The organism is Nocardioides jiangsuensis (assembly GCF_019679455.1).
Taxonomy (GTDB): domain Bacteria; phylum Actinomycetota; class Actinomycetes; order Propionibacteriales; family Nocardioidaceae; genus Nocardioides_C; species Nocardioides_C jiangsuensis.
Genome location: NZ_JAIEZQ010000002.1, coordinates 343,785 through 369,721 on the forward strand (window position 1 = coordinate 343,785; position 25,937 = coordinate 369,721).

The 25,937-nt window shown below is 72.7% G+C and carries 25 protein-coding genes and 1 tRNA gene; 19 read left to right on the forward strand and 7 right to left on the reverse strand.

The genetic code is table 11. The features are described from left to right. The first annotated feature begins 10 nt into the window (after window positions 1-10). Complete coding sequence (locus K1X13_RS10135; RefSeq protein ID WP_221024963.1) at window positions 11-1,132, forward strand: FUSC family protein; 1,122 nt, start codon at window positions 11-13, stop codon at window positions 1,130-1,132. A gap of 55 nt (window positions 1,133-1,187) precedes the next feature. On the opposite strand, the gene glgC is transcribed toward K1X13_RS10135, so the two are convergent. After that, window positions 1,188-2,405 carry a glucose-1-phosphate adenylyltransferase gene (gene glgC / locus K1X13_RS10140; RefSeq protein WP_221024964.1) on the reverse strand — a complete coding sequence of 406 codons (1,218 nt, stop codon included), beginning with the start codon at window positions 2,403-2,405 and terminating at the stop codon, window positions 1,188-1,190. 60 nt (window positions 2,406-2,465) lie between these two features. Between glgC and glgA the strand changes: the two genes are divergently transcribed. The 3 genes from glgA to K1X13_RS10155 all read left to right on the forward strand — a co-directional run bounded on the left by glgA (window position 2,466) and on the right by K1X13_RS10155 (window position 4,887). Next, complete coding sequence (gene glgA / locus K1X13_RS10145) at window positions 2,466-3,623, forward strand: glycogen synthase (RefSeq protein WP_221024965.1); 1,158 nt, start codon at window positions 2,466-2,468, stop codon at window positions 3,621-3,623. 179 nt (window positions 3,624-3,802) lie between these two features. Next, window positions 3,803-4,717 carry an NAD-dependent epimerase/dehydratase family protein gene (locus K1X13_RS10150; protein ID WP_221024966.1) on the forward strand — a complete coding sequence of 305 codons (915 nt, stop codon included), beginning with the start codon at window positions 3,803-3,805 and terminating at the stop codon, window positions 4,715-4,717. Further along, entirely contained in the window at window positions 4,714-4,887 is a 174-nt protein-coding gene (locus tag K1X13_RS10155; RefSeq protein WP_225915315.1) for a hypothetical protein, read from the forward strand. Before K1X13_RS10150 ends, K1X13_RS10155 begins: the two co-directional genes overlap by 4 nt. 48 nt (window positions 4,888-4,935) lie before the next feature. Here the strand turns inward: K1X13_RS10155 and mscL are convergent, their stop codons facing one another. From mscL to K1X13_RS10170, 3 genes are all read right to left on the reverse strand, one after another. Next, window positions 4,936-5,307, reverse strand: coding sequence for a large conductance mechanosensitive channel protein MscL (gene mscL, locus K1X13_RS10160; RefSeq protein ID WP_221024968.1), 372 nt, complete (start codon window positions 5,305-5,307; stop codon window positions 4,936-4,938). Window positions 5,308-5,350: 43 nt separating this feature from the next. Continuing rightward, window positions 5,351-5,977, reverse strand: a complete 627-nt coding sequence (locus tag K1X13_RS10165; RefSeq protein WP_221024969.1) for an SAF domain-containing protein — start codon at window positions 5,975-5,977, stop codon at window positions 5,351-5,353. A 70-nt stretch (window positions 5,978-6,047) separates the two neighbouring features. Further along, window positions 6,048-6,350: an FmdB family zinc ribbon protein gene (locus K1X13_RS10170; protein WP_221024970.1), complete on the reverse strand. Its 303-nt coding sequence runs from the start codon at window positions 6,348-6,350 to the stop codon at window positions 6,048-6,050. A gap of 136 nt (window positions 6,351-6,486) precedes the next feature. Here K1X13_RS10170 and K1X13_RS10175 point away from each other — a divergent pair, with 136 nt between their 5' ends. Beyond that, on the forward strand, window positions 6,487-9,114 hold the full coding sequence (locus K1X13_RS10175) for a penicillin acylase family protein (protein ID WP_308249492.1): 2,628 nt from the start codon (window positions 6,487-6,489) through the stop codon (window positions 9,112-9,114). Here K1X13_RS10175 and K1X13_RS10180 read toward each other — a convergent pair. Next, entirely contained in the window at window positions 9,086-9,679 is a 594-nt protein-coding gene (locus K1X13_RS10180; RefSeq protein WP_221024972.1) for a 5-formyltetrahydrofolate cyclo-ligase, read from the reverse strand. The two genes, K1X13_RS10175 and K1X13_RS10180, sit on opposite strands and share 29 nt — an antisense overlap. A gap of 38 nt (window positions 9,680-9,717) precedes the next feature. On the opposite strand from K1X13_RS10180, the gene K1X13_RS10185 reads away from it, so the two are divergent. From K1X13_RS10185 to K1X13_RS10220, 8 genes are all read left to right on the forward strand, one after another. Further along, a complete protein-coding gene (locus tag K1X13_RS10185) occupies window positions 9,718-11,106 on the forward strand; it encodes a UTP--glucose-1-phosphate uridylyltransferase (protein WP_221024973.1) in 1,389 nt (462 codons plus the stop codon). Between the two features lie 9 nt (window positions 11,107-11,115). Further along, window positions 11,116-12,366, forward strand: coding sequence for a molybdotransferase-like divisome protein Glp (gene glp, locus K1X13_RS10190; protein WP_225914936.1), 1,251 nt, complete (start codon window positions 11,116-11,118; stop codon window positions 12,364-12,366). A 1-nt stretch (window position 12,367) separates the two neighbouring features. Beyond that, window positions 12,368-12,877: a cyclic pyranopterin monophosphate synthase MoaC gene (moaC, locus tag K1X13_RS10195; protein WP_308249493.1), complete on the forward strand. Its 510-nt coding sequence runs from the start codon at window positions 12,368-12,370 to the stop codon at window positions 12,875-12,877. After that, a complete protein-coding gene (locus K1X13_RS10200; protein WP_221024974.1) occupies window positions 12,874-13,365 on the forward strand; it encodes a MogA/MoaB family molybdenum cofactor biosynthesis protein in 492 nt (163 codons plus the stop codon). The genes moaC and K1X13_RS10200 overlap by 4 nt, the downstream gene beginning before the upstream one ends. Then, window positions 13,362-13,970: a GNAT family N-acetyltransferase gene (locus K1X13_RS10205; RefSeq protein ID WP_221025997.1), complete on the forward strand. Its 609-nt coding sequence runs from the start codon at window positions 13,362-13,364 to the stop codon at window positions 13,968-13,970. The genes K1X13_RS10200 and K1X13_RS10205 overlap by 4 nt, the downstream gene beginning before the upstream one ends. An 84-nt stretch (window positions 13,971-14,054) precedes the next feature. Beyond that, window positions 14,055-15,065 (forward strand): divisome protein SepX/GlpR, encoded by a 1,011-nt coding sequence (sepX, locus tag K1X13_RS10210; RefSeq protein WP_221024975.1) that lies wholly within the window; start codon window positions 14,055-14,057, stop codon window positions 15,063-15,065. Between the two features lie 66 nt (window positions 15,066-15,131). Further along, window positions 15,132-15,204: transfer RNA gene (locus K1X13_RS10215), tRNA-Ala, on the forward strand. A 94-nt stretch (window positions 15,205-15,298) separates the two neighbouring features. After that, window positions 15,299-16,417 carry a polysaccharide pyruvyl transferase family protein gene (locus K1X13_RS10220; protein ID WP_221024976.1) on the forward strand — a complete coding sequence of 373 codons (1,119 nt, stop codon included), beginning with the start codon at window positions 15,299-15,301 and terminating at the stop codon, window positions 16,415-16,417. A 19-nt stretch (window positions 16,418-16,436) separates the two neighbouring features. Here K1X13_RS10220 and K1X13_RS10225 read toward each other — a convergent pair whose 3' ends face one another. Next, complete coding sequence (locus K1X13_RS10225; RefSeq protein WP_308249494.1) at window positions 16,437-18,101, reverse strand: dolichyl-phosphate-mannose--protein mannosyltransferase; 1,665 nt, start codon at window positions 18,099-18,101, stop codon at window positions 16,437-16,439. A 38-nt stretch (window positions 18,102-18,139) separates the two neighbouring features. On the opposite strand from K1X13_RS10225, the gene rsmI reads away from it, so the two are divergent. The 6 genes from rsmI (at window position 18,140) to K1X13_RS10255 (ending at window position 25,151) form a co-directional block, all read left to right on the forward strand. Further along, window positions 18,140-19,000 carry a 16S rRNA (cytidine(1402)-2'-O)-methyltransferase gene (gene rsmI, locus K1X13_RS10230; RefSeq protein ID WP_308249495.1) on the forward strand — a complete coding sequence of 287 codons (861 nt, stop codon included), beginning with the start codon at window positions 18,140-18,142 and terminating at the stop codon, window positions 18,998-19,000. A gap of 10 nt (window positions 19,001-19,010) precedes the next feature. Continuing rightward, a complete protein-coding gene (locus K1X13_RS10235; protein ID WP_221024978.1) occupies window positions 19,011-19,910 on the forward strand; it encodes a TatD family hydrolase in 900 nt (299 codons plus the stop codon). A gap of 345 nt (window positions 19,911-20,255) precedes the next feature. Then, entirely contained in the window at window positions 20,256-21,404 is a 1,149-nt protein-coding gene (locus K1X13_RS19680; RefSeq protein ID WP_308249496.1) for a resuscitation-promoting factor, read from the forward strand. Between the two features lie 48 nt (window positions 21,405-21,452). Further along, on the forward strand, window positions 21,453-22,319 hold the full coding sequence (gene rsmA, locus K1X13_RS10245) for a 16S rRNA (adenine(1518)-N(6)/adenine(1519)-N(6))-dimethyltransferase RsmA (RefSeq protein ID WP_221026000.1): 867 nt from the start codon (window positions 21,453-21,455) through the stop codon (window positions 22,317-22,319). Beyond that, entirely contained in the window at window positions 22,316-23,218 is a 903-nt protein-coding gene (locus K1X13_RS10250; protein WP_221024979.1) for a 4-(cytidine 5'-diphospho)-2-C-methyl-D-erythritol kinase, read from the forward strand. The genes rsmA and K1X13_RS10250 overlap by 4 nt, the downstream gene beginning before the upstream one ends. A gap of 7 nt (window positions 23,219-23,225) precedes the next feature. After that, window positions 23,226-25,151 (forward strand): ABC-F family ATP-binding cassette domain-containing protein, encoded by a 1,926-nt coding sequence (locus K1X13_RS10255; RefSeq protein WP_221024980.1) that lies wholly within the window; start codon window positions 23,226-23,228, stop codon window positions 25,149-25,151. A gap of 264 nt (window positions 25,152-25,415) precedes the next feature. Here K1X13_RS10255 and K1X13_RS10260 read toward each other — a convergent pair whose 3' ends face one another. Next, the gene (locus K1X13_RS10260; protein WP_221024981.1) at window positions 25,416-25,913 is read right to left on the reverse strand and encodes a MarR family winged helix-turn-helix transcriptional regulator; all 498 of its coding nucleotides are present in this window, start codon (window positions 25,911-25,913) and stop codon (window positions 25,416-25,418) included. Window positions 25,914-25,937: the final 24 nt, after the last annotated feature.

A 25,937-nucleotide genomic window follows, 5' to 3' on the forward strand; every position in this document is an offset into this window, starting at 1 on the left:
GGGAGCCCGAGTGGACACATCAAGCATGCGCCGCGCCGGCGGCCGAGCGCGACGGCTGCTGCGCGACCCGGTCACGTGGACCGAGTGGATCCAGATCGTCAAGACGGTGGTCGCCGCCGTCGTGGCCTGGATGCTCGCCGTCCAGGTCTTCGACCTGCCGCAACCGTTCCTGGCGCCGTGGTCGGCGCTGCTCGTCGTGCACGCCACCGTCTACCGCTCGTTCTCGCGCGGGGCCAAGCAGGTCGGCGCGACGGTGGTCGGCGTCCTCCTCGCATGGGCCACCGGGGACCTGCTCGGGCTCGACGCGGCCGCGCTCGCGGTGATGCTGCTGGCCGGGCTGGTCATCGGCAACCTGCGCTGGCTGCGCGAGGAGTCCACCACCGTCGGCGCCACCGCGCTCGTGGTGCTCACCACCGGTTTCAGCGACCAGGACCACATCCTCGTCGGCCGTCTCCTCGACACCTCGATCGGCGTCGCGGTCGGCCTGGTGGTCAACGTGCTCGTGTGGCCGCCGCTGCGGGACGTGACCGCGGCGCGGGCCATCGACGCGATCGACGACCGCATCGGCAACCTCCTCCAGCAGATCGGCCGCGAGGGTGACGAGTCGTGCACCGCTGACCAGGTCGAGGCGTGGATCGAGCGCTCGCAGGAGATCGACGTGGCCATCGACGAGGCGTGGGCGCTGGTGCGCCAGGCGCACGAGAGCGGCTGGTACAACCCCCGCCGGCACACGTCCCGGAACCCCGGCGACTCGCGCGACTTCCCCGATCTGCTCGACCGGATGGAGCAGGCGGTGGCCGAGATCCGCAGCATGGCGCGGACCCTCGGGCAGAGCATCTCGCTGACCAACGAATGGGACGACGAGTTCCGCGGCAGGTGGCTCGCGCTGGTCGGCGAGGCCGGTGAGGCCATCGCGAACCCCGACTCCGAGCGGGTGGCCGCCGTACGACGGGAGCTGAGCGCGCTCGCGAACGACTTCTCGACCGAGAACCTGCCCGGCCTCTACTGGACCGAGTACGGCGGGCTCATCCTGAACCTGCGCAACGTGGTGACCTCGATGGACCGCGTCGCGGCGTCCCAGCCGGTGACCCCGCGGGGCCGGCACGACAAGTCCCCGCTGCTCGGCGGCTGACCCCGCCGACCCGCCGCGACGGGTCCTTGCCGGGCTCGGGCGCGCCCCCCGGGTGTCAGGGGATGACCAGCTGGCCCTTCCCGAGCACGGTGACCCCGCCCTCGCTGACGGTGAAGCCGCGCTCGCGGTCGGCGACGGGGTCGACCCCGATCGAGAACCCGTCGGGCACGATCACGTTCTTGTCGATGATCGCGTTGCGGACCACCGCGCCCTTGCCGATGGTCACGTTGTCGAGCAGCACCGAGCGCTCGACGCTGGCCCCGGCCGAGACGTAGGTGTGCGTGCCGAGCACGGAGCTGTCCACGCTCGCACCGGAGACGATCGACCCGGCGCAGACGATGGAGTCGCGCGCCGAGGCGTCCTCGACGAACTTCGCCCCCGGCAGCTGCGGGTGCGAGGTGAAGATCGGCCAGTCGGTGTTGTAGAGGTTGAAGATCGGGTTCACCGACACCAGGTCGAGGTGGGCCTCGTGGTAGGAGTCGAGCGTCCCCACGTCGCGCCAGTAGTCGCGGTCGCGGTCGGTCGAGCCGGGCACCACGTTGTCGCGGAAGTCGTACACGCAGGCGTCCTGCTGCTCGACCATCATCGGGATGATGTCGCCGCCCATGTCGTGGCGGGAGTTGGGGTTCGCCGCGTCCTTCTCCAGCGCCTCCACCAGCGCGTCGGCGGTGAAGACGTAGTTGCCCATCGAGGCGAACGTCTCGTCGGGGGCGTCGGGGAGCCCCGGCGGGTCGGCCGGCTTTTCGAGGAACTCCTCGATGCGGCGGCCGTCGGCGGCGGTCTTGATCACGCCGAACTGCCAGGCCTCCTTGCGGGGCACGCGGATGCCCGCGACGGTCGCGCCGGCGCCGTTCTCGATGTGCGCCTGCACCATCTGCGAGGCGTCCATCCGGTACACGTGGTCGGCGCCGAAGACCACGATGATGTCGGGCCGCTCGTCGTTGATCAGGTTCATCGACTGGTAGATCGCGTCGGCGCTGCCGAGGTACCACTGCGGCCCGCGGCGCTGCTGCGCGGGCACCGGGGTCACGTAGTTGCCGAGCAGCGTCGACATCCGCCAGGTCAGCGAGATGTGCCGGTCCAGGGAGTGCGACTTGTACTGCGTGAGCACGCACGTCTTCAGGTACCCGGCGTTCACCAGGTTCGACAGTGCGAAGTCGATCAGCCGGTAGCTGCCCCCGAAGGGCACGGCCGGCTTGGCGCGGTCGAGCGTGAGCGGCATGAGTCGCTTCCCCTCGCCGCCTGCAAGGACGATCCCCAGAACCTTTGGCATGGACACTCCCTACCCGACGCGGCCGTTGCTAGTCCCCGACACTAGCCCTAGATTCCCCCCATGCGCGCTGCAATCCTGACCCGTGAGTTTCCTCCCGACGTGTACGGCGGTGCGGGGGTCCATGTCGACTTCCTGGTCCGCGAGCTGCGTCGGCTGATCGACGTCGACGTGCACTGCATGGGGGAGCCCCGGGAGGGAGCGACCGCGCACAGCGAGAACGACCCGCGGCTGGCCGACGCGAACGCCGCGCTACGCATCCTCTCGACCGACCTCTCCATCACCGCCGGTGTCGGCGTAGGCGTCGACGTCGTGCACTCGCACACCTGGTACGCCAACATGGCCGGGCACTGGTCGAAGCTGCTGTACGACGTCCCGCACGTCGTGACCGCGCACTCGCTCGAGCCGCAGCGGCCGTGGAAGGCCGAGCAGCTCGGGGGCGGCTACCGGATCTCGTCGTGGGCCGAGCGCACCGCCTACGAGTCGGCGGACGCGGTCGTCGCGGTCAGCCAGGGCATGCGGGCCGACGTGCTGACGTCGTACCCGAGCCTGGACCCCGACCGGGTGCACGTGGTCTACAACGGCATCGACACCGACTTCTACCGCCCCGACCCCGGCACCGACGTGCTGGAGCGGATCGGCGTGGACCCCTCGCGCCCCTACGTCGCGTTCGTCGGTCGGATCACCCGGCAGAAGGGCGTCCCACACCTGCTGCGCGCGGGCCTGGCGTTCGACCCGTCGCTGCAGGTGGTCCTGCTCGCCGGCGCCGCCGACACCCCCGAGCTGAAGGCCGAGACCGACGCGGCCATCGCCGAGCTCCGGGCGAGCCGCGACGGGGTGTTCGTGGTGTCGGAGATGCTGCCGCGCGAGCAGGTGCGGCAGGTGCTCACCCACGCGCTCGCGTTCCTGTGCCCCTCGGTCTACGAGCCGCTCGGGATCGTGAACCTCGAGGCGATGGCGTGCGAGACCGCGGTCGTGGCCAGCCGGGTCGGCGGGATCCCCGAGGTGGTCCTCGACGGGGAGACCGGCCTGCTCGTCGACTACGACGAGGCCGACCCGGCCGGGCTGGAGACCGGGCTCGCGGAGCAGGTCAACAAGCTCGCCGCGGACCCCGGGCTGGCCCGCCGGCTCGGGGAGGCGGGACGCGCCCGGGCGGTCGACGCGTTCGCCTGGGACGCCATCGCCCAGCAGACGGTGCGGCTCTACGAGTCGCTCCGCTGAGACGACACCCGGCGGGAGGAATGTCCGCTCTCCGGGCGGCCGGCTGAAGAATCTGCGGACGAATCGGGCGCATCTGCTTGCCGTTATGCATCCGTTACCTCACACTGTCGGGGGGTAGCCGGACGACGTGTGGGGCTTCGTGGTCCGGACGGGGGGATGGACACAGAGGGGATGCCTGCGTGAAGGTCGCTGTCACGGGCGCCACCGGGGTGCTCGGCACCGCTGCGGTCCGGGCGCTCACCGGCGCCGGGCACGACGTGGTGGGGCTCGCGCGCACCCCGGAGCGGGCCGACCGCCTCGCGGCGCTCGGCGCGACGCCGTACCGGGGGGACCTCTTCGACCACGAGTCGCTGCTCGCGATGTTCGACGGCTGCGACGCCGTGTGCAACCTCGCCACGCACATCCCGGTCGGCCTCGCCGCGCTGCGCTCCCGGGCCTGGCGCGAGAACGACCGGCTGCGGACCGAGGGGGTGCGCCGCGTGGTCGACGCGGCCCAGGAGGCGCGCGTGCGCCGGCTGGTGCAGGAGAGCGTGTCGTTCCTCTACGCCGACGGCGGCGACGGCTGGATCGCCGAGGACAGCCCACTCGACATCAACCCCGCCACCGAGCCGGCGTCGGTGGGGGAGTCGCACGCGCAGGGGTTCCGGTCCGAGGTGCGGCACAGCGTGGTGCTCCGCTTCGGCACGATCGTCGGCGACGACGGCCTCACCCGCTGGCAGCTGCGCACGGCGCGCAGCGGGCTGCCGGTCGGCGTCGGGACGCCCGCCGGCTGGGCCCATCTCGTGCACACCGACGACCTCGGCTCCGCGGTCGCGGCGGCGCTGTGCGCCCCGAGCGGCACCTACAACGTGGGCGCGGAGCCGACGCGGCGGGAGGACCTGGTCGCGGGGTACGCCGAGGTGGCCGGACGCCGTACGACGTTCATGCGTCCCGCCCTGCAGCGGCTGGCCGGCTCCCGGCTCGAGCCGCTCACCCGGTCGCTGCGCGTGAACTCGGAACATTTCACGGCACAGACCGGTTGGACCCCACGACGGGCCCACTTCGACCCGTCGTGGTTCGACGTCGCCGGTCTGGAGGCACACGCATGCCCGTGAGGGAGCCCTCCCCGGAGGAGCAGGAGGCCGCGCGCCGGCGCAGGCTGGCCGAGGTGTTCGGCGAGGCGCTGCCCGAGACCACGCGCGACGACCGCCCCGACCCGCAGGAGCGGTCCGAGGGTTCCACGGACGACTGGCTCCGCGCGCAGGTCCCGCCGCACCACGGCTGACCTCTCGACGCCGTACGACTGACGCCTCAACGCCTCACGGGTGACGCCTCAACGCGTGGGGGCCTGGGCGCGGAGGGTGTCGCGGATCTCGGTGAGCAGGGTGACCTCGTTCGACGGCGGCGCCGGCTCCTCTCCCTTCGCGCGGCGGGCCTGCAGCTTGTTGTACGGCGTGACGATGAAGAAGTAGACCACCGCGGCGATCAGCAGGAACGACAGGACGGCGTTGATGAAGCCTCCGACGACCACGCCGCCGACCTCGACCTTGTCGAACCTCGGCTCGCCGCCGAGCTTGCCGATGAACCCCATGATCACCTCGACGAGCTCGGTGACCACGGTGGCGAACGCGGCCGCCATGATGAAGGCGACGGCGAGCTCGACCAGGTTGCCGCGCATGATGAACTGCTTGAATCCGTTGAGCATGTGTTCGGGGCTCCTCGTGTCCGGGTGCTGACGCCGCCCCACGCTAGTGCCTGATCAGCACCGACAGGTAGCGCGAGACCCCCGCGCCCGCGAGGTCGGCGGCGGTCTCCTCCGACACCGCGAGCACCAGCAGCCCGCCGGTCGTGAGCGCCGCACCGTCGTCCCCGCCGCGGGGCAGCGCAACCACGGGTGCGTCGTAGGCCACCACGGTCGCGGGCGCCCGTCCCTGCGGGTCGGCGGCGACCACGTCCACCCGGTCCCCGATCCGCAGCAGATCGACCGCGCCGGCGTCGCCGATCCGGACCGGGGCGGCCACCCGCCCGGGGTAGCCGTCGAGCAGCGAGCCGCTGACCAGGCGGACGTCGGTGAGCGGCTCGCCCGCGCGCACCGGGGCCGCCGTCGTCCGCCCCAGCGCCGCGGCAGCGGTGACCGCCCCGGCCGGCACGCTGGCCGGGGTGAACTCGGTGCGCACCAGGTCGGACGCGCGGACCACGGTGCCGCCGGGCAGGTCGTGCGCGGCGGTGAGCACGGTCGTGGTCGGGGGAGGAGGGGCCGCAGCGGCCTGGAGGCCGGCGGCGACGGCGGTGCCCGCGGCCAGCGCGGCGAGCAGCCGCCGGCGGGCGAGGACGGTACGGCGGACGCGGCGGCGCAGCAGCGCGAGGCGGTTCATGCCTGACGAGGCTAGGAACCGGGAGATGCCCGTGCGACCCGTCGTCCACAGGCCGCGCGGAGGGCGGCCGTCAGGCGGCGCCGGCCTCGCTCTTGGCCGGGGTGACGGAGGACGAGGAGTCCGAGGCCTTGCCCGCGTCGCTCTTGGCCGAGGAGTCGCTCGACGAGGAGGTCGTTGCCGAGGAGGACTTGGAGTCCGCCCGGTTGTCGGTGCGGTAGAAGCCCGAGCCCTTGAACACGACGCCGACGGCGTTGAAGATCTTGCGGAGCCGGCCCTCGCACTGCGGGCACGTGGTCAGCGAGTCGTCGCTGAAGCTCTGGACCTGCTCGAAAGCGTGGTCGCAGTCAGTGCAGGCGTACTGGTAGGTCGGCACGCTCGTCCTCCGGAGGCTCGGTGTGATGCTCGCTCCCTGGCACTCCCAGGGTGCGACTGCCAATTATCGCAACGCGGGGGAGTTTCGCAAACTTCCCGGAGCTCGCGACGTTCCGCGGTGAGGCACAATGACCGCCGTGCCCGACACCCCTGCCGACACAGCCACGCCCGCAGCCCCCGCGACCCGCCGGCCCTTCCGCTCCTGGCCGCGCGCCGCCCGCTGGTCGACGTACGTCGCCGCGGTGCTCGTCCTGGTCCTGGTCGCGGGGCTCGTGACCGCGGTGGTGACGGTGCGGCGGTCGCTCCCGCAGACCGACGGCGAGGTGGAGGTCCCGGGGCTGGGCGCGAAGGTGGAGGTGGTCCGCGACGACCACGGCATCCCGCAGGTCTACGCGTCCTCCTCCGACGACCTGTTCTACGCGCAGGGCTACGTGCAGGCGCAGGACCGGTTCTTCGAGATGGACTTCCGCCGGCACGTGACCTCCGGCCGGCTCTCCGAGCTGCTGGGCAAGGACGCGCTCGAGGCCGACATGTACATCCGGACCATGGGCTGGCGCCGGGTCGCGGAGCAGGAGCTGTCCCTGCTGAGCCCCGAGACGCTGAGCTACCTCGAGGCGTTCAGCGCCGGCGTGAACGCCTACATGGACAGCCACACCCCGTCCCAGATGTCGCTGGAGTACTCCCTGCTCGCGCTCAACGGGCTCGACTACGCCCCTGAGGAGTGGACCCCCGCGGACTCCGTCGCCTGGCTCAAGGCGATGGCGTGGGACCTGCGCGGCAACATGGAGGAGGAGATCCAGCGCGCGCTGATGACGGTGAACCACTCCGCCGAGGAGATCGCCTCCCTGTACCCGGCGTACCCCTTCGAGCGGCACCAGCCGATCGTCACGCAGGGGGCGGTGGTCGACGGCGTGTTCGAGCAGGACGCCAGCGGCAGCGACACCCGCAAGCCGGCCCGGCCCGCGCTGCCCACGGCGGTCACCGACTCCCTCGAGCGGCTCGGCGCCGGCCTGGAGCGGATGCCGGAGATGCTCGGGCACGGCAAGGGCATCGGCAGCAACGCCTGGGCCGTGGACGGGGAGCACTCCACGACCGGCAAGCCGATCCTGGCCAACGACCCGCACCTGGGCACCTCGATGCCGGGCATCTGGTACCAGATGGGCCTGCACTGCACCGAGCTCAGCGAGGCCTGCCCGTTCGACACCACCGGGTTCACCTTCGCCGGGGTCCCGGGCGTGGTCATCGGCCACAACCAGCAGATCGCGTGGGGCTTCTCCAACCTCGGTCCCGACGTGGTCGACCTGTACCTGGAGAAGCTCGACGGCAAGCTCTACGAGTACGACGGTGGGAAGCGTCCGCTCGCCACCCGGGAGGAGATCATCGAGGTCCTCGGCGAGGACGAGCCGTTCACGTTCACGGTGCGCTCCACCAAGCACGGCCCCCTGCTCTCCGACGTCTCGGCGCAGCTGAGCACGGTCGGCGCGAACGCCCACGTCCAGGGACCGGCCCCCGAGCGCGGCAACGGCTACGCGGTCGCCCTGTCGTGGACCGCGCTCACCCCCAACCGGACCGCGGACGCGATCTTCGAGATCGACAAGGCCACGAACTGGGACGAGTTCCGCGCCGCCACCCGGGACTTCGCCGCCCCGTCGCAGAACATGGTCTACGCCGACCGGGCCGGCCACATCGGGTACCAGGCGCCCGGCCTGATCCCGATCCGCAAGTCCGGCAACGCCGGCGCCTACCCGGCCGAGGGCTGGGTCGCGGCCAACGACTGGACCGGGAACTACGTGCCGTTCGACGCGCTGCCGTCCGTGCTCGACCCGGAGGACGGCCTCGTCGCGACCGCGAACCAGGCGGTCATCGACGGCGACTACCCCTACTACCTCGGCGACTCCTGGTCCTACGGCTACCGCAGCCAGCGGATCCGCGACGTCCTGGAGGAGAAGGGCAGGCTCGGCGTCGAGGACATGACCCGGCTCCAGCTCGACACGAGCAACGAGTTCGCGCCGACCTTCGTGCCCTACCTGCTCGACATCCTGCTGCCCTCGCCGTACCTCGCGGCCGGCCAGCGGCTGCTCAAGGGGTGGGACCACACGCAGCCCACCGACTCCGCGGCGGCCGCCTACTACAACGCGGTCTGGGACCGCACCCTCGAGCTGACCTTCCACGACCAGATGCAGCAGTCGGTGTGGCCCACCGGCAACGACCGCTGGTTCGAGGTGATGCGCCGGCTGCTCGAGGAGCCGTACAGCCCGTGGTGGGACAACGCGGACACCGAGACCGTCGTGGAGACCCGCGACGACATCCTCTACCAGGCGATGACCTCGGCCCGTGACGAGCTGGTCCGGCGGCAGGCCCGGCGGGCGGTCGACTGGACCTGGGGGCATCAGCACCAGATGGACCTGGAGAGCCAGACCCTCGGCCAGTCAGACCTCGCCGTGGTCCGGTGGCTGTTCAACCGCGGCGGCTACGAGGTGCCCGGTGGCGGCGACCTGGTCAACGCCACCAAGTGGGACGCCGCCGCCGAGGACTACGACGTGACCGCGGCGCCCTCGATGCGGATGGTGGTCTCGCTCGCGGACCTCGACGACTCGCGCTGGGTCAGCCTCAGCGGCGTCTCGGGGCACGCCTTCAGCCGGCACTACTCCGACCAGACCGACCTGTGGGTCGCGGGGGAGACCCTGCCCTGGTACTTCTCCCGCGACCGGCTCGAGGAGAACGGCGAGGACACCCTCACGCTCGTGCCCGCGGCAGGCGGGTGACCCCGCCCGGCGTGGCCACCGCCGTCACCGGGCGGTCGTGCGCGTCGGCCGGCACCCGGTCGAGCAGCTCGTCGTCGTAGAGCAGCGTGCACACGAACGTGCCGACCGGGACCCGGGCGAGCGCCCGGTCGTACGAGCCCCCGCCGCGGCCCAGGCGCATCCCGCCCCGGTCCACGGCGAGGCCGGGGCAGAGCACCACGTCCGCGGTCGCGATCGCCTCCCGGCCGAGCCGCGGCCCGGCCGGCTCGAGCAGCCCCCGGCCCGCGGGCAGGAGCGCGTCGGGGCCCGTGTAGACCGCCCAGTCCAGGTCGTCGTCGGGCAGCAGCACCGGCAGCACGACCCGGCGGCCCAGGGCGTGCAGCTCCTCGACGAGGGGGCCGGTTCCGGGCTCGTTGCCGACCGAGATGTACGCCGCGACGGTCGCCGCCCGTCGTACCTCGTCGGTGGCCAGCAGGTGCGCGGCGACCGCCTCCGCGTCCGGCCGGGCGTCGGTCAGCGGGTGCCGGCGGCGTGCGGTGACCAGCCGGTCCCGCAGGGCGGTCTTCTGCGCGGCGATCGGGTCCATGGGCGCGACGTTAGCGGCCCCGTCCTACGATCAGGGGCATGAGTGAGCAGGGACTGAGGCAGGCGCGCGACAAGATGGCCGCGGCCGGGGTGGACCCGGTGGCCGCGGACGTGTTCGCCCACTACTACGCGCTCGTCGAGAGCGGCGAGAGCGGGATGGTCCCGGAGTCGACCATCGAGCCGGTGGACATGCCGTCCCTCGCGGACGTCGACGTGCCCTCCCCGGCCCCGCGCGACGGCCTGGCCGGCACCGTGGTGGTCAAGCTGAACGGCGGCCTCGGTACGTCGATGGGGCTGGACCGCGCCAAGTCGCTGCTCGAGGTGCGCGACGGGCTGAGCTTCCTCGACATCATCGTCCAGCAGGTGCTCGGCGCGCGGAAGGAGCACGGCGTCGCGCTGCCGCTGCTGTTCATGAACAGCTTCCGCACCCGCGAGGACACCCTCGCCGTGCTCGAGCGCTACCCCGACCTGGCCGTGGACGACCTGCCGCTGGACTTCCTGCAGAACAAGGAGCCCAAGCTCCGCGCCGACGACCTGACCCCGGTCGAGTGGGAGAAGGACCCGTCGCTGGAGTGGTGCCCGCCGGGGCACGGCGACATCTACACCGCGCTGCGGGGCAGCGGGCTGCTCGACCGGCTGCTCGAGGCCGGCTACACCCGGGCGTTCGTGTCGAACTCCGACAACCTCGGCGCCGTCCCGGACGCCCGGGTGGCCGAGTGGTTCGCGCGCTCGGGGGCGCCGTTCGCGATCGAGGCGGTCCGCCGTACCCCCTCGGACCGCAAGGGCGGCCACTTCGCCCGGCGCCGCAGCGACGGGCGGCTCGTGCTGCGGGAGACCGCGCAGACCCGGGACGAGGACAAGGACGCGCTGGCCGACCTGTCGCGGCACCGGTTCTGCTCCACCAACAACCTGTGGTTCGACCTGGTCGCGCTGCGGGACGAGCTCGACCGGCGCGACGGCATCCTCGGCCTGGCGATGATCAAGAACACCAAGACCGTGGACCCCGCCGACCCCACCAGCCCCGAGGTGATCCAGATCGAGACCGCGATGGGCGCGGCGATCGAGGTGTTCGAGGGTGCCGCCCTGATCGAGGTCCAGCGGGACCGGTTCGTCCCGGTGAAGACCACCAACGACCTGCTCGTGCTCCGGTCGGACTGCTACGAGCTCGAGGACGACGCCCGGCTGCGGCAGGCCCGGGAGTCGGTGCCGTTCGTGGACCTCGACAGCTCCTACTACAAGCTCGTCGCCGACTTCGACCGGCGGTTCCCCGAGGGCGTCCCGAGCCTGCGGCAGGCGCGGTCGCTGACCGTGCACGGTGACTGGACCTTCGGGGCGGGGGTCACCGTCGTCGGGGACGCGGTCGTGGAGGCTCCCGAGGGGGGCGCGCCGGGTCGGATCGACGCGGGAAGCACGCTAGGTGACCGTTAGGGTTCAGCCATGTCTGTCGAGCCGATGCCAGAGGACCGTCCGAGCACGGTCGACGAGCACGTCGAGCGGATCCTGGGGGCGCTGACCCCGCTCCAGCCCTACGACCAGCCGCTGCTGGAGGCGCTGGGCCTGCCCGTGTGCGAGGACATCTCCGCGCCGATGGACCTGCCGGCCTTCGACAACTCCGCGATGGACGGCTACGCGGTCACCTTCGACGACGTCGTGACCGCCACCGAGGACCACCCGGTGCACCTGCCGGTGGTGGGGGAGATGGCCGCCGGCCAGACCAAGCTCTTCGCGCTCTCGCCCGGTACGACGGTACGGATCATGACCGGCGCGCCGATCCCCCAGGGCGCCGACGCCGTGGTCCCCGTGGAGTGGACCGACGGAGGTGTGGCGGCGGTGCGGATCACCCGCGCGCCCACCCACGGGCAGCACATCCGGCGCCGCGGCGAGGACGTGCAGACCGGTGACGTGCTGCTCGAGGACGGTGCCCTGCTCGGCCCCCGCCAGCTCGGCCTGCTCGCCTCGGTCGGCCGCTCGCAGGTCCGCTCCCGCCCCCGCCCGCGGGTCGTGATCATCTCCACCGGCTCCGAGCTGCGCGAGCCCGGTACGGCGCTGGGCCACGACTCGGTCTACGACGCCAACTCCTACATGCTCGCGGCGGCGGCCCGCGCGGCCGGGGCGATCGCCTACCGGGTCGGGATCGTCTCCGACGACCCGGAGGAGTTCAGCCACGCGCTCAGCGACCAGCTGGTCCGCGCCGACCTGGTGGTCACCAGCGGCGGGGTCAGCAAGGGCCAGTACGACGTCGTGAAGGAGGCCCTCGTGGAGCTCGGCACGGTCGAGTTCGGGGAGGTCGCCATGCAGCCCGGCAAGCCGCAGGGCTTCGGTGTCGTGGGCGAGGACGCCACCCCGATCTTCACGCTGCCGGGCAACCCGGTGTCGTCGTACGTCTCCTTCGAGGTCTTCGTGGTCCCGGCGATCCGCCGGATGATGGGCCGGCTGCCGTACCGGCGGCCGCTGGTCCGCGCGATCACCTCCCAGGGCTTCTCCTCGGCGCCCGGGAAGCGGCAGTTCGTGCGCGGGCTGTTCGAGATCGACGGCCGCGGCGCCCACGTCGCGCCGGTCGGCGGGCACGGCTCGCACCTCGTCGGCGACCTGGCCGAGGCCAACGCGCTGATCGTCGTCCCCGAGGACGTCACCCGGATCGACCCCGGGTCGCAGGTGCAGGTGCTCGTGCTGGACCGGGACTTCTGACGTGGACGGAACCGGGAACCCCCCGCAGGGCTCCGAACGGGCCCGGCTGACGCACGTCGACGAGTCCGGCGCCGCCCGGATGGTCGACGTCTCCGCCAAGGACGTCACCGCCCGCACCGCCACGGCCACCGGGCGCGTGACCGTCACCCCCGAGGTGGTCGCCCTGCTGCGCGGGGAGGGCGTGCCCAAGGGCGACGCACTCGGCGTGGCTCGGGTCGCCGGGATCATGGCCGCCAAGCGCACCCCCGACCTGGTGCCGCTGTGCCACCCGCTCGCGATCTCCGGCGTCACGGTCGACCTCGACGTGCTCGACGACGCGGTCGCGATCAGCGCCACGGTCCGCACCACCGACCGCACCGGCGTGGAGATGGAGGCGCTCACGGCGGTCTCCGTGGCCGCGCTCACCGTGGTGGACATGGTCAAGGCGGTCGACAAGGGCGCGGTCATCGGCGACATCCGGGTCGAGTCCAAGACTGGCGGCAAGAGCGGCGACTGGACCCGCCGGCCATGACCGGGCGCGCCGACGGGCTCCGCGCCACCGTGGTGGCGGCGTCCAACCGTGCGGCGGCCGGGGTCTACGAGGACACCACCGGGCCGCTGATCGTGGAGGCGCTCACCGAGCTCGGCTTCGACGTGACCGGACCGGTCGTGGTCCCCGACGGCGAGCCGGTCGCCGAGGCGATCCGCACGGCGCTGGCCGGCGGCGCCCGGGCCGTGCTCACCACCGGCGGCACCGGGCTCACCCCCACCGACCTCACGCCGGAGATGACCCGGCCCCTGCTCGACCGGGAGGTGCCCGGCATCGCGGAGGCGATCCGCGCGTACGGCGCCGCGAAGGGTGTGCCCACGGCAGCCCTCTCGCGTGGCCTGGCCGGCATCGCCGGGGACGCCCTGGTGGTGAACCTCCCCGGCTCGCGGGGCGGGGTGAAGGACGGCCTGGCCGTCGTCGTGCCCCTGCTCGTGCACGCGGTGCAGCAGATCACCGGGAGCGACCACTGAGCCGGTTCTGGCCGGTCGAGCTCAGGTCCGGCCGCGTCGGGCTCCGCCCCCTGTCGCTGCGCGACGCCCGGGCCTGGAAGGAGGTGCGGGCCCGGAACGCGGCGTGGCTCGCGCCGTGGGAGGCCACCGTGCCGCCCGGGGACACCACCGCACCGCGGACGTTCCGGGGGCTGGTCCGCGACCTGCGCCGGCAGGCTCGCGAGGGCCGGGCGCTGCCGTTCGCGGTCACCGTGGACGACACGTTCGCCGGCCAGCTCACGGTCACCAACATCGTCGGCGGGTCCGCCCGCTTCGCGCAGCTCGGCTACTGGGTGGACCAGAGGTACGCCGGCCGGGGCGTGATGCCGACCGCGGTGGCGATGGCCACCGACTACTGCCTGTTCGAGATGGGGCTGCACCGGATGGAGGTGGCGATCCGTCCCGAGAACCGGGCCAGCCTGCGCGTCGTGGAAAAGCTCGGGTTCACCGAGATCGGTTATGCCCCGCGATATCTCCACATCGACGGAGAATGGCGCGACCACCGGTTGTTCGCGATCACCGTGGAGGAATGTCCCGGGGGTCTGCTCCGGCGCTGGAGGACCGACGGCGACCACGGCCGGCAGTGACCTTCACACCAGTCACATGAGTTTGCTTGCGACACACCGCCACGCCTGCGGTCGCTTTTCCCCCGTGACTTTTAAAGTCGTCCCGTGGACTTGTCAGGAATCATTTTCGTGGTGCTCGCCCTCGCGTGGGCTGTCTATCTGATTCCCAAGGCGCTGAAGCACCACGACGAAATCGCCCGCACCCGTTCCATCGACCGGTTCTCGACCGCGATGCGTGTCCTCGCGCGCCGCGAGCCGGTGAACCGACGCGACGCGCGGCTCGTGGTCACGCCGGCGCGACCCGCCGAGTCCACCCGGATGGTCGTGCCGACCAGACCGGCCCCGCAGACGGCTCCGCAGGCAGCCCCCGAGCCGGCCACCCGGCCCGCTGCTCGCACGGCCTCGCCGGCCTCCCGCCGGGCCGCCGCCCGCGCCGCGGCCAGGCGTCGCCGGCGCGTGCTCGGGGTCCTGGTCGCCCTCGACCTCGTGGTCGTCGCCCTGGCCGCGTTCGCCGTGGCGCCGTGGTGGACGGTCGCGGTCCCGGCCGCGCTCACCGGGGTCTACGTGTACCTGTGCCGCCGTCAGGTCCGCCGTGAGAACGACGCGTCCTGGGCACCCGAGGAGTTCGCGGCCCCGCAGCAGGCGGCCGAGGCCCCGGTCGCGCCCCGCCGCGCGATCCGCGTCGAGGCGCCGTACGGCACCGTCCAGGCCCCCCGGGTGGCGGTCCGCGACGAGGCCGGGGCCGGCTTCGAGGAGTTCTCCGAGGACGAGGACACCGTCGCGATCTCCGTGGCCGCGCTCGACGCGGCGCTGGCCGCCCCGGACGTCTCCGCCGCGGCGGTCGCCGCCGCCCGCGCCGTGGAGGTCGAGACCGTCGCGGTCGCGGTTCCCACCGTCGACGGCGGCTCGCTGTGGGACCCGCTGCCGGTCACCCTGCCGACGTACGTCACCAAGCCGCGTGCCTCCCGCACCGTGCGCACCATCGACCTGAGCGAGCCGGGCACCTGGAGCTCGGGCCGCAACGAGGCCGACTCCCGGCTCGTGGAGGAGGCCGGCGTCGCCGCGCAGGAGGACGCGCAGGTCGAGCAGGACGGGCGACGCGCGGTCGGTTCCTGACCGATTCGTGAGCACCAAACGAAGGTGATATGTTTTCTGCTCGCGCCGGGAAGTTCACGGCGCACCGGGGCTGTGGCGCAGTTGGTAGCGCGTCTCGTTCGCAATGAGAAGGTCAGGGGTTCGAATCCCCTCAGCTCCACCGGTTCCATCTCCACCGTCGACACCCGGCTCTCGCCCGGGGCACCTCTGCCGTCTCGACGGGCCTCCTCATCCTCACCCCTCAGGGAGAGCACATGTCAGGTCGGCGTATCTACCTCGTCGCGTCCTCGGGATACCCCAACTACGGCGACGAGCTGACCGCCGCCTCGTGGCTGCGGCACCTCGCGGCCACCGAGCCCGACGCCGAGGTCTGGCTGGACAGCCCCAACCCCGGCGGTGTCGAGCTGCTGCTCGGCCACCTGCACCCCCACCTGCGGGTCACCGACACCCTCTTCCGCCTCGCCTGGGCGGCACCCTCCGACGACACCGACGAGGTGGCCGAGTTCGCCGCCGAGGCGGTCCGCCGCCCCGGCCACGGGATCCCGCACCGTGCCGCGGGCATCGATCTGCTGCGCTCCGTCGACGTGTTCCACGTCCTCGGCGGCGGCTACATCAACGCGCTGTGGCCCCGCCACGTCGCGGTGCTCGCGGCCGGTGCCGTGCTCGCCGCCGACCACGGGGTCCGGGTCGCCGCGACCGGGCTGGGCCTGCTGCCCTCCGCCGCGTCGCCCGAGCTGCTCGACCGGCTCACCGCCGACTACGCGGTCATGGACGTCCGCGACGAGGGGTCGCGTGCGCTCCTGTCCGGCGGCAACGTCACCGACACCGGCGCCGACGCGTTCCTCGGCCTCGGCGACGACGCGGTCTACGACAAGCGCGAGTCGCCCTCGGTGATGATGTGCTTCCAGTCCGACCTCGTGGACGCCGGCGTCGAGGCGCTCGCCACCAGCGCCCTCGAGACCGCCAGGGCCTGGGACCTGCGTGGCGACAAGATCGGCTACGTCGAGGCCATCCCCGGCCAGGACCGGGTCGTGTTCGACCTGATCTCCGGCGAGCTTCCCGGCATGCGCTTCTACCCGTTCACCGAGATCTGGCGCGAGGGGTTCCCCGCTCGCCGCGGCCAGCGCTGGCTCACCACCCGCTTCCACGTGCACCTCGTCGCCGCGGCGGCGGGCGCGTGGGGTGTCGCGTTCCCGGTCAGGGCCGGTTACTACGACGTCAAGCACGAGTCGCTGGTGACGGCAGGCTCCCGCTGGGCGCTCGGCACCCCCGGTGAGGTCGCGCCCGCGACGCACGGGGAGGCCGGGTTCGGCAGCGCCCTGCCCCCGCTGCTCGCGGGCAAGCAGGAGCTGGCCACGCGCGTCTACGGCTGACCGGCTCCGGAGGTCCGGGTCAGATCCAGGCCCGGAACCACACCCGCTCGAGCCACTCCGGGGTGGTGATCAGCTCGTCGGTGTAGATCGGCCAGAACCACGCGAAGTTCACCAGCACCAGGACCACGAAGGTGCCGGCAGCGAGCGTGCCCCAGAACCGCCGGCGGTACGACGCCCGCTCCCCGCCGACCAGGTGGCCGAGCAGCAGCGTGACCGCGATGACCGTGAAGGGCACGGTCGCCACCGCGTAGTACGAGAAGATCGGCCGGTCGTCGTACCGCAGCCACGGCAGCCACGTGGCCGCGACGCCCACCACCGGGATCGCGAAGCGCCAGTCCCGGCGGGCGACCCACGCGAAGACCGCGTAGACGAGCGCGAGCACCCCGCCCCACCACAGCACCGGGGTGCCGAGCAGCAGCACCTGCCGCAGGCACGTGCTGTCCCGCGGGGCGTCGCAGCCCCCGGTGCCCGGCGCGATGTCGAGGTCGGCGTCCACGCCCACCGGTCGGTTCAGCAGCAGCCACCCGGCCGGGTTCGACTGGTAGACGTGGGTGGCGTCGTTCAGGCCCCGGGTGTGGAACGTGTAGACGTCCTGGTGGTAGTTCCACAGCGAGCGCAGCGACTGGAGCAGCTCGGGGACGAAGCCGGTGGCGTCCCGCTCGAGGTAGGACCCCCAGTAGGGGCCGTACTGCGTGTCCGAGAGCGCCCGCTCGTACTCCGCGGCGTGCAGCAGCCAGCCGGTCCAGGTGAGCACGTAGACCACGAGCGCGACGACCACGAGGTAGAAGAACGCCGGGACCGCGTCGACCACCGCCGAGCGCAGCCACGGCCGGCGCACGCCCAGGGAGCGCCGCGCGCCGGCGTCCCAGGCCCACACCAGCAGCCCGAACGCCGCGATCGGCACCAGCGCGTTCCACTTGGTGGCCACCGCGAGGCCGAGCAGCACCCCGGCCGCGAGCCGCCACGGGCGGAAGCGCAGCCCGCGCACCGGCCCCCAGTCCGAGGCCGCCATGCGGTGGTCCGGCGGCACGAGCCGCGCCATCCTGAGCCGGCCCCAGTCGCGGTCGGCGACCAGGCAGGACACGGCGGCGAGCAGGAAGAAGGCCAGGAAGACGTCGAGCAGCGCCAGCCGCGACATCACGAAGTGCAGGCCTTCGAAGCACAGCAGCAGGCCCGCGGTGCAGCCCAGCAGCGTCGAGCCGGTGAGGCGGCGCACGAGCCGGACCATCACCATGACCATCAGCGTCCCGACGACCACGCTCGCGATCCGCCAGCCGAACGGGTCCATCCCGAACAGGGCCTCGCCCAGGGCGATCAGCCACTTCCCAGCCTCGGGGTGCACCACCATGCTCGGGCCGTCGGTGAAGATCCCGCTCAGCCGCCCGGACAGGATCTTCTCGTTCGCCGCCTCGACGTACCCGGTCGTGTAGCCGTGCCGGAGCAGCGACCACGCGTCCTTGGCGTAGTAGGTCTCGTCGAAGAGGAACTCCTCCGGCGTGCGCAGCCGCCACAGCCGCAGGAACCCGGCGAGCAGCGTCACCGCCAGGGTCGCCGCCCAGCCCGCGAACGGGTCCCGGTGCCGGATCGCCGGGACCATCCGGCGCCGCGCGCTCGGCACCACCCGGCCGTCGGCCGTCCAGGACAGGCCCGCGGTGCGTCGCGGACGCTGCTGGGTGGTGGTCACGTTTGGCAATGGTACGGACGCCGAGGATGATTCGCCCCGTGACGAACACGGCGCGCAGCACTGCAGGGACCGGGGTCCTCGTCCTCGCGGCGACCCCGATCGGCCGGGTCGAGGACGCGCCTCCGCGGCTGGCGGCCGAGCTCGCCACCGCCGACGTCGTGGCCGCCGAGGACACCCGCCGGCTCAGGCGGCTCACCTCCGACCTCGGCGTCGAGGTGACCGGCCGGGTGGTGTCCTACTTCGAGGGCAACGAGTCCGCCCGGACCCCGGCGCTGGTCGAGGCGCTCGAGGCGGGGGACCGCGTGCTCGTGGTCACCGACGCGGGCATGCCGAGTGTGTCGGACCCCGGCTACCGGTTGGTCGCCGCCGCCGTGGAGCGCGACATCGCGATCACCGCAGTACCCGGCCCCTCCGCGGTCCTCACGGCCCTCGCCGTCTCCGGCCTGCCCGTCGACCGGTTCTGCTTCGAGGGCTTCCTGCCGCGCAAGGCCGGCGAGCGGGCGCGACGGCTGGCCGGTCTCGCGGACGAGCAGCGGACCATGGTGTTCTTCGAGGCGCCGCACCGGACCGCCGCCGCCCTGGGCGCGATGGCGGAGGCGTTCGACGCCGACCGCCGTGCCGCGGTCTGCCGGGAGCTGACCAAGACCCACGAGGAGGTCCGCCGCGGCGGGCTCGGCTCCCTCGTCACCTGGGCGGAGGAGGGCGTGCGCGGCGAGGTCACGATCGTCGTGGAGGGCGCCTCGGCCACCTCCGACGTACCCACCGACCCGGCGTCGCTGGCGGCCCTGGTCGCGGAGGTGGAGGAGGACGGCACGACCCGCAAGGACGCGATCCTCGAGGTGGCCCGGCGTGCCGGGCTCCCGAAGCGGGTCGTCTACGACGCCGTGCACAAGAAATAGACTGCGCCGCATGGCACCCGACGTACCCACCCGTCGCCGCTCCGCCGAGACCGGAGGGAGCGGCAGCCGGGACACCCGCCGCCCACCGGCCCCCGAACCGCTGCCGCACCCGGTCGTGGACAACCACTGCCACCTCGACATCGCCGACGGCCCCGACGGGTCCTGGCTCTCCACCGACGAGGCGCTGGCCGCGGCCGCCGCGGTCGGCGTCCCCAGGATCGTGCAGATCGGCTGCGACCTGCCGGGTGCGCGGTGGGCGGTGGAGGCAGCCGGCCGGTACGACGCCGTGGTCGCCGGGGTCGCGCTGCACCCCAACGAGGCGCCCCGGCTCGCCGCGGACGGCGTGCTCGACGACGCGCTGGACCAGATCGAGCGGCTGGCCGCCTCGAGCGACCGGGTCCGCGCCGTGGGGGAGACCGGCCTCGACTACTTCCGCACCGGGGAGGAGGGCCGCGCCGCGCAGCACGCGTCGTTCCGACGGCACATCGACCTCGCCAAGCGGCTCGGCAAGACCCTGGTCATCCACGACCGCGACGCGCACGACGACGTGCTGGCGATCCTCGACGAGGAAGGAGTGCCCGACCGGCTGGTCATGCACTGCTTCTCCGGCGACGCGGGGTTCGCGCGCGCCTGCCTCGACCGCGGGGCGTGGCTGTCCTTCGCCGGCACCGTCACCTTCAAGAACGCCGAGCCGCTGCGCGAGGCGCTCCGGGTCACCCCGCGCGACCGGGTGCTCGTCGAGACCGACGCGCCGTACCTCACCCCGACGCCGTACCGGGGGCGGCCGAACGCGTCGTACCTGGTGCCGGTGACGATGCGCGCGATGGCCGAGACGCTGGGCGAGGACCTGGAGCGGCTGTGCGTGGCGGTGGACGCCAACACGGAGGCGGCGTTCGGTGGCGCCTGGTAACCACACGCCCTGGCCCGGCTGCGCCTCGCCCGAGGCGCAGGGGGCCGAAAATGACTAGTCCGTTCGGACTATATGACGTGAGTTTTGCCACCATAAAGCGGGACGAACCGGACAAATCACCCGCCAATCTTTGGCCCCTGCAGTGATCGCCGTTATCGTCTTGTGACTGTCGGCCGGGAGTGGGGAAGCTTTCGGGCGGCGTCATGGGGGCCCCACAGCATGCGGCCGGACGATCTCCGGCGGTGACGCACGTGCGGGCCGCCGTGCTGCTCGCGGCCCTCGGGGGTCACGTGCCGCCGACGCCGCCGGATCCTGCGGCCCGGGGAGCACCACCATTGGAGCATCGTGCGGAGCACTATCGCACTACTTACCAAGAGCAAGGCCGCCCTTGCCGTCCTGGTCAGTGCAGTCGTGATGGCGCTGGTCGCCACCACCGTCGGCTACGCGGCCATGAGCAAGACAGTGACCCTGTCGGTCGACGGCCAGGCAACCCAGGTCAGCACCCTCGGCGGGACCGTCGAGGAGATCCTGGCGGACGAAGGCATCACGGTGGGCGAGCGCGACGTCGTCGCCCCCGGGCTGGACGCCAAGGTCAACGACGGCACCCGGATCGCGGTCCGCTACGCCCGTCCGCTGGACGTCAGCGTCGACGGCAAGGACAAGACCTACTGGGTCACCGCGACCGACGTGGACGGCGCCCTCGACCAGCTCGGCCTCCGTTTCGCCGGTGCGGAGCTCTCCGCCAGCCGTGGCGCGGACATCAGCCGTGAAGGGCTCGACCTCGAGGTCGTCACCCCCAAGACCATCACCCTCAAGTACGCCGCCGAGGACGCCCGCAAGGTCGCCGTCCCGGTGCTGACGGTCAACGAGGCGCTCAACGAGCTCGACCTGAAGGTCGACGAGGACGACCGCGTGGCCCCCGGCCGCGGCGCCACGCTCGATGACGGCGACCGCTTGGTCGTCACCAAGGTCCGCACCGTGAACAAGCGGGTCACCGAGTCCATCGACTTCGGCACGATCGAGAAGACCGACGCGGGCATGCTCGAGGGCAAGACCGCCACCGTCCGCTCGGGTGAGCCCGGCAGCCGCAGCGTGCTGTACCGGCTCGTCTTCGAGAACGGCGAGGTCGTCTCGAGCAAGGTCCTGAAGTCCACGGTGGTCGACAAGCCCACCGACACGATCGTCCGGGTCGGCACCAAGGAGCCGGAGCCGGTCGCGCCGCCCGAGCCCACGGCCGACTACTCCAGCGGCAGCACCGTCTGGGACCAGCTCGCCGCGTGCGAGTCCGGCGGCAACTGGGCGATCAACACCGGCAACGGCTACTACGGCGGCCTCCAGTTCAACCTGGAGACCTGGCAGTCGTACGGCGGCTCGGGCTACCCGCACGAGAACAGCCGTGAGACCCAGATCGCGATCGCCGAGAAGGTGCGCGACGCGACCGGTGGCTACGGCTCCTGGCCGGCCTGCTCCGCCGAGCTCGGTCTGCCGCAGTAACCGCATCGACACGTACCGTCTAGGCTCACCCGCGTGGTGAGCGACGACATGACATCCGCCGGACCGAGGCTTCTCGGTCCGGCGGATGTGCGTTCCCTGGCCGCGTCGCTGGGCATCCGGCCCACCAAGCAGCGTGGCCAGAACTTCGTCATCGACGCCAACACCGTGCGCCGCATCGTCCGCGCCGCGGGGCTGACCCCCTCGGACGTCGTGGTCGAGGTCGGGCCCGGGCTCGGCTCGCTGACCCTGGCCCTCCTGGGCGCGGCCGAGCGGGTGGTCGCGGTCGAGATCGACCCGCTGCTCGCCGGCGCGCTGCCGTCGACCGTGGCGACGTACGCCCCCGACCACGTGGACCGGTTCGAGGTGGTCGAGGCCGATGCCCTGCGGGTGACCTCGCTGCCCGGCCCGCCGCCGACCGCACTGGTGGCGAACCTGCCCTACAACGTCTCGGTGCCGGTGCTGCTGCACCTCATGGAGATCCTCCCGTCGCTGCGCCACGGCCTGGTGATGGTGCAGGCCGAGGTCGCCGACCGGCTCGCTGCCCGGCCCGGCTCGCGCACCTACGGCGTCCCGTCGGTCAAGGCGGCCTGGTACGCCTCGGTCCGCCGCGCCGGATCCATCGGACGCAACGTCTTCTGGCCCGCGCCCAACGTCGACTCCGGCCTCGTCGCCTGGGAGCACCGGGACCCGCCGCCGGTCGACGTCAGCCGCGAGGAGGTGTTCGCGGTGGTCGACGCCGCGTTCGCCCAGCGCCGCAAGACCCTGCGCTCCACGCTCAAGGGGTACGCCGGCTCCGCCGAGGCCGCGGAGGTGGCCCTCGCGCACGCCGGGATCAGCCCGATGGCGCGCGGTGAGTCGCTCGGCATCGAGGAGTTCGCCCGGATCGCCGAGGGTCTCGCGGGGACCCGCTCGTGAGGGGCAGGGTCACCGTCGCCGCCCCGGCGAAGATCAACCTGTCCCTCGGCGTCGGGCCCGCCCGCGACGACGGCTTCCACCCGCTGGCCACCGTCTACCAGGCGGTCGGGCTGTACGACGAGGTCACGGTCCGGCCCGCCCGCGAGAACAGCCTCACCGTCCACGGCGACGGCGTCGACGTGTGCGACGTACCCACCGACGCCACCAACCTCGCGCTCCGTGCCGCCGCGCGGCTCGCCGCCCACCACGGCGTCGACGAGGCGGTCGACATGACCGTGCTCAAGCGGATCCCCGTCGCGGGCGGCATGGCCGGGGGCAGCAGCGACGCGGCCGGCGCGCTCGTGGCCTGCGACGCGCTGTGGGAGACCGGGACGCCCCAGCACGAGCTGATGGCGCTCGCCGCCGAGCTCGGCAGCGACGTCCCGTTCTGCCTGGTCGGCGGCACCGCCGTCGGCACCGGCCGCGGCGAGGTGGTGATGCCGGCGATGTCGCGCGGCTCCTACTGGTGGGTGCTCGCGCTGGCCGCCGAGGGGCTCTCCACCCCGGACGTGTTCGCCGAGTTCGACCGGCTGCACGCCGGCTCGTCCGTGCCGGAGCCCGAGATCCCCGATGGCCTGATGGCCGCGCTGCGCACCGGCGACGTGGAGCAGCTCGGCACCGCCCTGTCCAACGACCTCCAGCCGGCCGCGTTCAGCCTGCGGCCCGAGCTCGAGGACCTCGTCGCGCTCGGCCTCCAGGGCTCGGCGCACGGCGCGCTGGTCTCCGGGTCGGGGCCGACCTGCCTGTTCCTCGCCGAGGACGAGACCCACGCCGCCACGCTCCGCGAGCTGCTCGTCGGGTCCGCGCCCACGCTGCTGCTCGCCCCGGGTCCGGTGCCCGGCGCGCGTGTGATCCGATAGCACCCTGATGAGCGCTCCCCGACCGAACGTGGTCAACCTCGAACGGGTCCACAAGTCCTACGGCGTCCGCCCCCTCCTCGACGGCGTCAGCCTCGGGGTCGCCGCCGGGCAGCGCGTGGGCGTCGTGGGCCGCAACGGGGACGGCAAGACCACCCTGCTGAAGATCATCGGCGATCTCGAGGAGCCCGACCAGGGCCGGGTCTCCCGCTCCCGCGGCCTGCACCTGGGCTACCTCACGCAGGGCGACGACCTCGACCCGTCGGCCACCGTCCGCGAGGCCGTGCTCCGTGGCAAGGCCGACCACGAGTGGGCCGCGGACTCCTCCACCCGTGAGGTGGTCGAGGTGCTGCTGGTCGGGCTGTCGCTCGACCGGGTCGTCTCGGGGCTCTCCGGCGGTGAGCGGCGGCGCTGCTCGTTGGCCCGGCTCCTGCTCGAGGACCACGACCTGATCGTGCTCGACGAGCCGACCAACCACCTCGACGTCGAGGCGGTCTCCTGGCTCGCCGAGCACCTCGCCCGTCGTACCTCCGCCCTCGTCGTGGTCACCCACGACCGCTGGTTCCTCGACGCGGTCTGCGACACCACCTGGGAGGTCCACGACGGCGTCGTCGACGTGTACGACGGCGGCTACGCGGCGTTCGTCCTGGCCAAGGCCGAGCGGCAGCGTCAGGCCGCGGCCTCCGAGGCGCGACGACAGAACCTCATGCGCAAGGAGCTCGCCTGGCTCCGGCGCGGCGCCCCCGCGCGCACCTCGAAGCCGAAGTTCCGCATCGACGCCGCGAACGCCCTGATCGAGGACGAGCCCCCGCCGCGCGACCGGCTCGAGCTCCAGCGCTTCGCCAGCCAGCGGCTCGGCAAGGACGTGCTCGACCTGGAGGACGTCACGCTGGTCCGCGGCGACAAGATGCTGCTCGACCACGCCACCTGGCGGCTGGGCCCCGGCGACCGGGTCGGTCTGGTCGGCGTGAACGGCGCCGGCAAGACCTCGGTGCTGAGGCTGCTCTCCGGGGAGCTCGCACCGGCGGCGGGGCGGGTCAAGACCGGGCGGACCGTGGCGCTCGAGCACCTCACCCAGGCGCTCGACGACCTCGACCCCGACGAGCGCGTGCTGCACGCCGTGGAGCGGATCAAACGCGTCACCAAGACCGCCGCCGGCGAGATCACCGCCTCGTCGATGCTCGAGCGCTTCGGCTTCACCGGCGACCGGCTCACCGCGCGGATCGGTGACCTGTCCGGCGGGGAGCGGCGGCGCTTCCAGATGCTGCGGCTGCTGCTCGACGAGCCCAACGTGCTGCTGCTCGACGAGCCCACGAACGACCTCGACATCGAGACGTTGAACGTGCTCGAGGACTTCCTCGACGGATGGCCGGGGACGCTGGTCGTGGTGTCGCACGACCGGTACTTCCTGGAGCGGGTCTGTGACACGGTCTGGGCGCTGCTCGGCGACGGAACGATCCGGATGCTGCCGCGGGGGGTCGACGAGTACCTGGAGCGGCGGGAGGCTGCTCTTCGCTCCGGCGCCGGTGGGACCGGCGTCGCGGCCGCCGTTGGGAACGGCGGAGGTGTTGCCGGGGCGGGTGAGGCCACGGGGCCGTCCAACCCGCCTTCCTCCTCCGTCGCGAGCCAGCCCGGCGTATCCACGGACGGGCCCGCCTCGTCCGCCTCCGCGTCCGGCTCCGGTGCCGCCCCGCCGGCCTCCGCGGGTCCGGCTGCCTCGGCGGGGGAGATGCGGGAGGCGAAGAAGGCGATGGCGCGGATCGACCGGCAGCTGACCAAGCTCGCGAACCGCGAGGCGGATCTGCACGCGCAGCTGGCGGAGCATGCCGCGGACTACGAGAAGCTGGCTGAGCTCGACGCGCGGCTGCGCGAGCTCGCGGCCGAGAAGGAGTCGCTCGAGGAGGAGTGGCTCGAGGCCGCCTCGCTGCTGGAGTAGGTCCCGCGACGTTCCCGCTCACGTGTGCCGTTGTGACACCGATCTGCGACCGAACGGTGTCACAACCGCACACGTGTGCCGTTGTCACCGGAGGACAGCGTCGGGCCGCCAGCGCGCAGTGCGGCGCGGCGCAGACGACGAGCACAGCGCACCCATGGCCGTTCCGGATGATGCCGGTGCGCCATGGGTACCGGTAGCGACGAGCGGAGCGCACCCGGCCGGCAGGACGTCAGGAGGCCAGGACGGTCGTGCGGTCGGGGCAGGTCACGGTTGTTCCGGCTCGAAGGGGGCGACGAGGCTGCGCAGCAGCGAGGCGAGGGTCTCCTGGTCGGCGTGGTCGAGGCCGGCGAGGAGGTCGCGCTCCCGGTCGAGCAGGCTCTCGAGGGCGCCGTCGACGGAGCGGCGGCCGGCGTCGGTGAGCCGGACCAGGACCCCGCGGCGGTCGCGCGGGTCGGGCAGCCGCTCGACGAACCCGCGGGCCACGAGCCGGTCGACGCGGTTGGTCATCGTCCCGCTGGTCACCAGGGTCTCCCGGATCAGCCGGCCGGGGGAGAGCTCGTACGGCGCCCCGGCGCGGCGGAGCGCGGCCAGGACGTCGAACTCCCACGACTCGATGCCGTGCTCGGTGAACGACTGGCGGCGCGCGCGGTCGAGGTGATGGCCCAGCCTGCTGACCCGGCTGAGCACCTCCATCGGACGCAGGTCGAGGTCGGAGCGTTCCCGCTGCCAGGCCTCGACGAGCCGGTCCACCTCATCGCGCATGACGCCATCGTACCCGTCGAGATT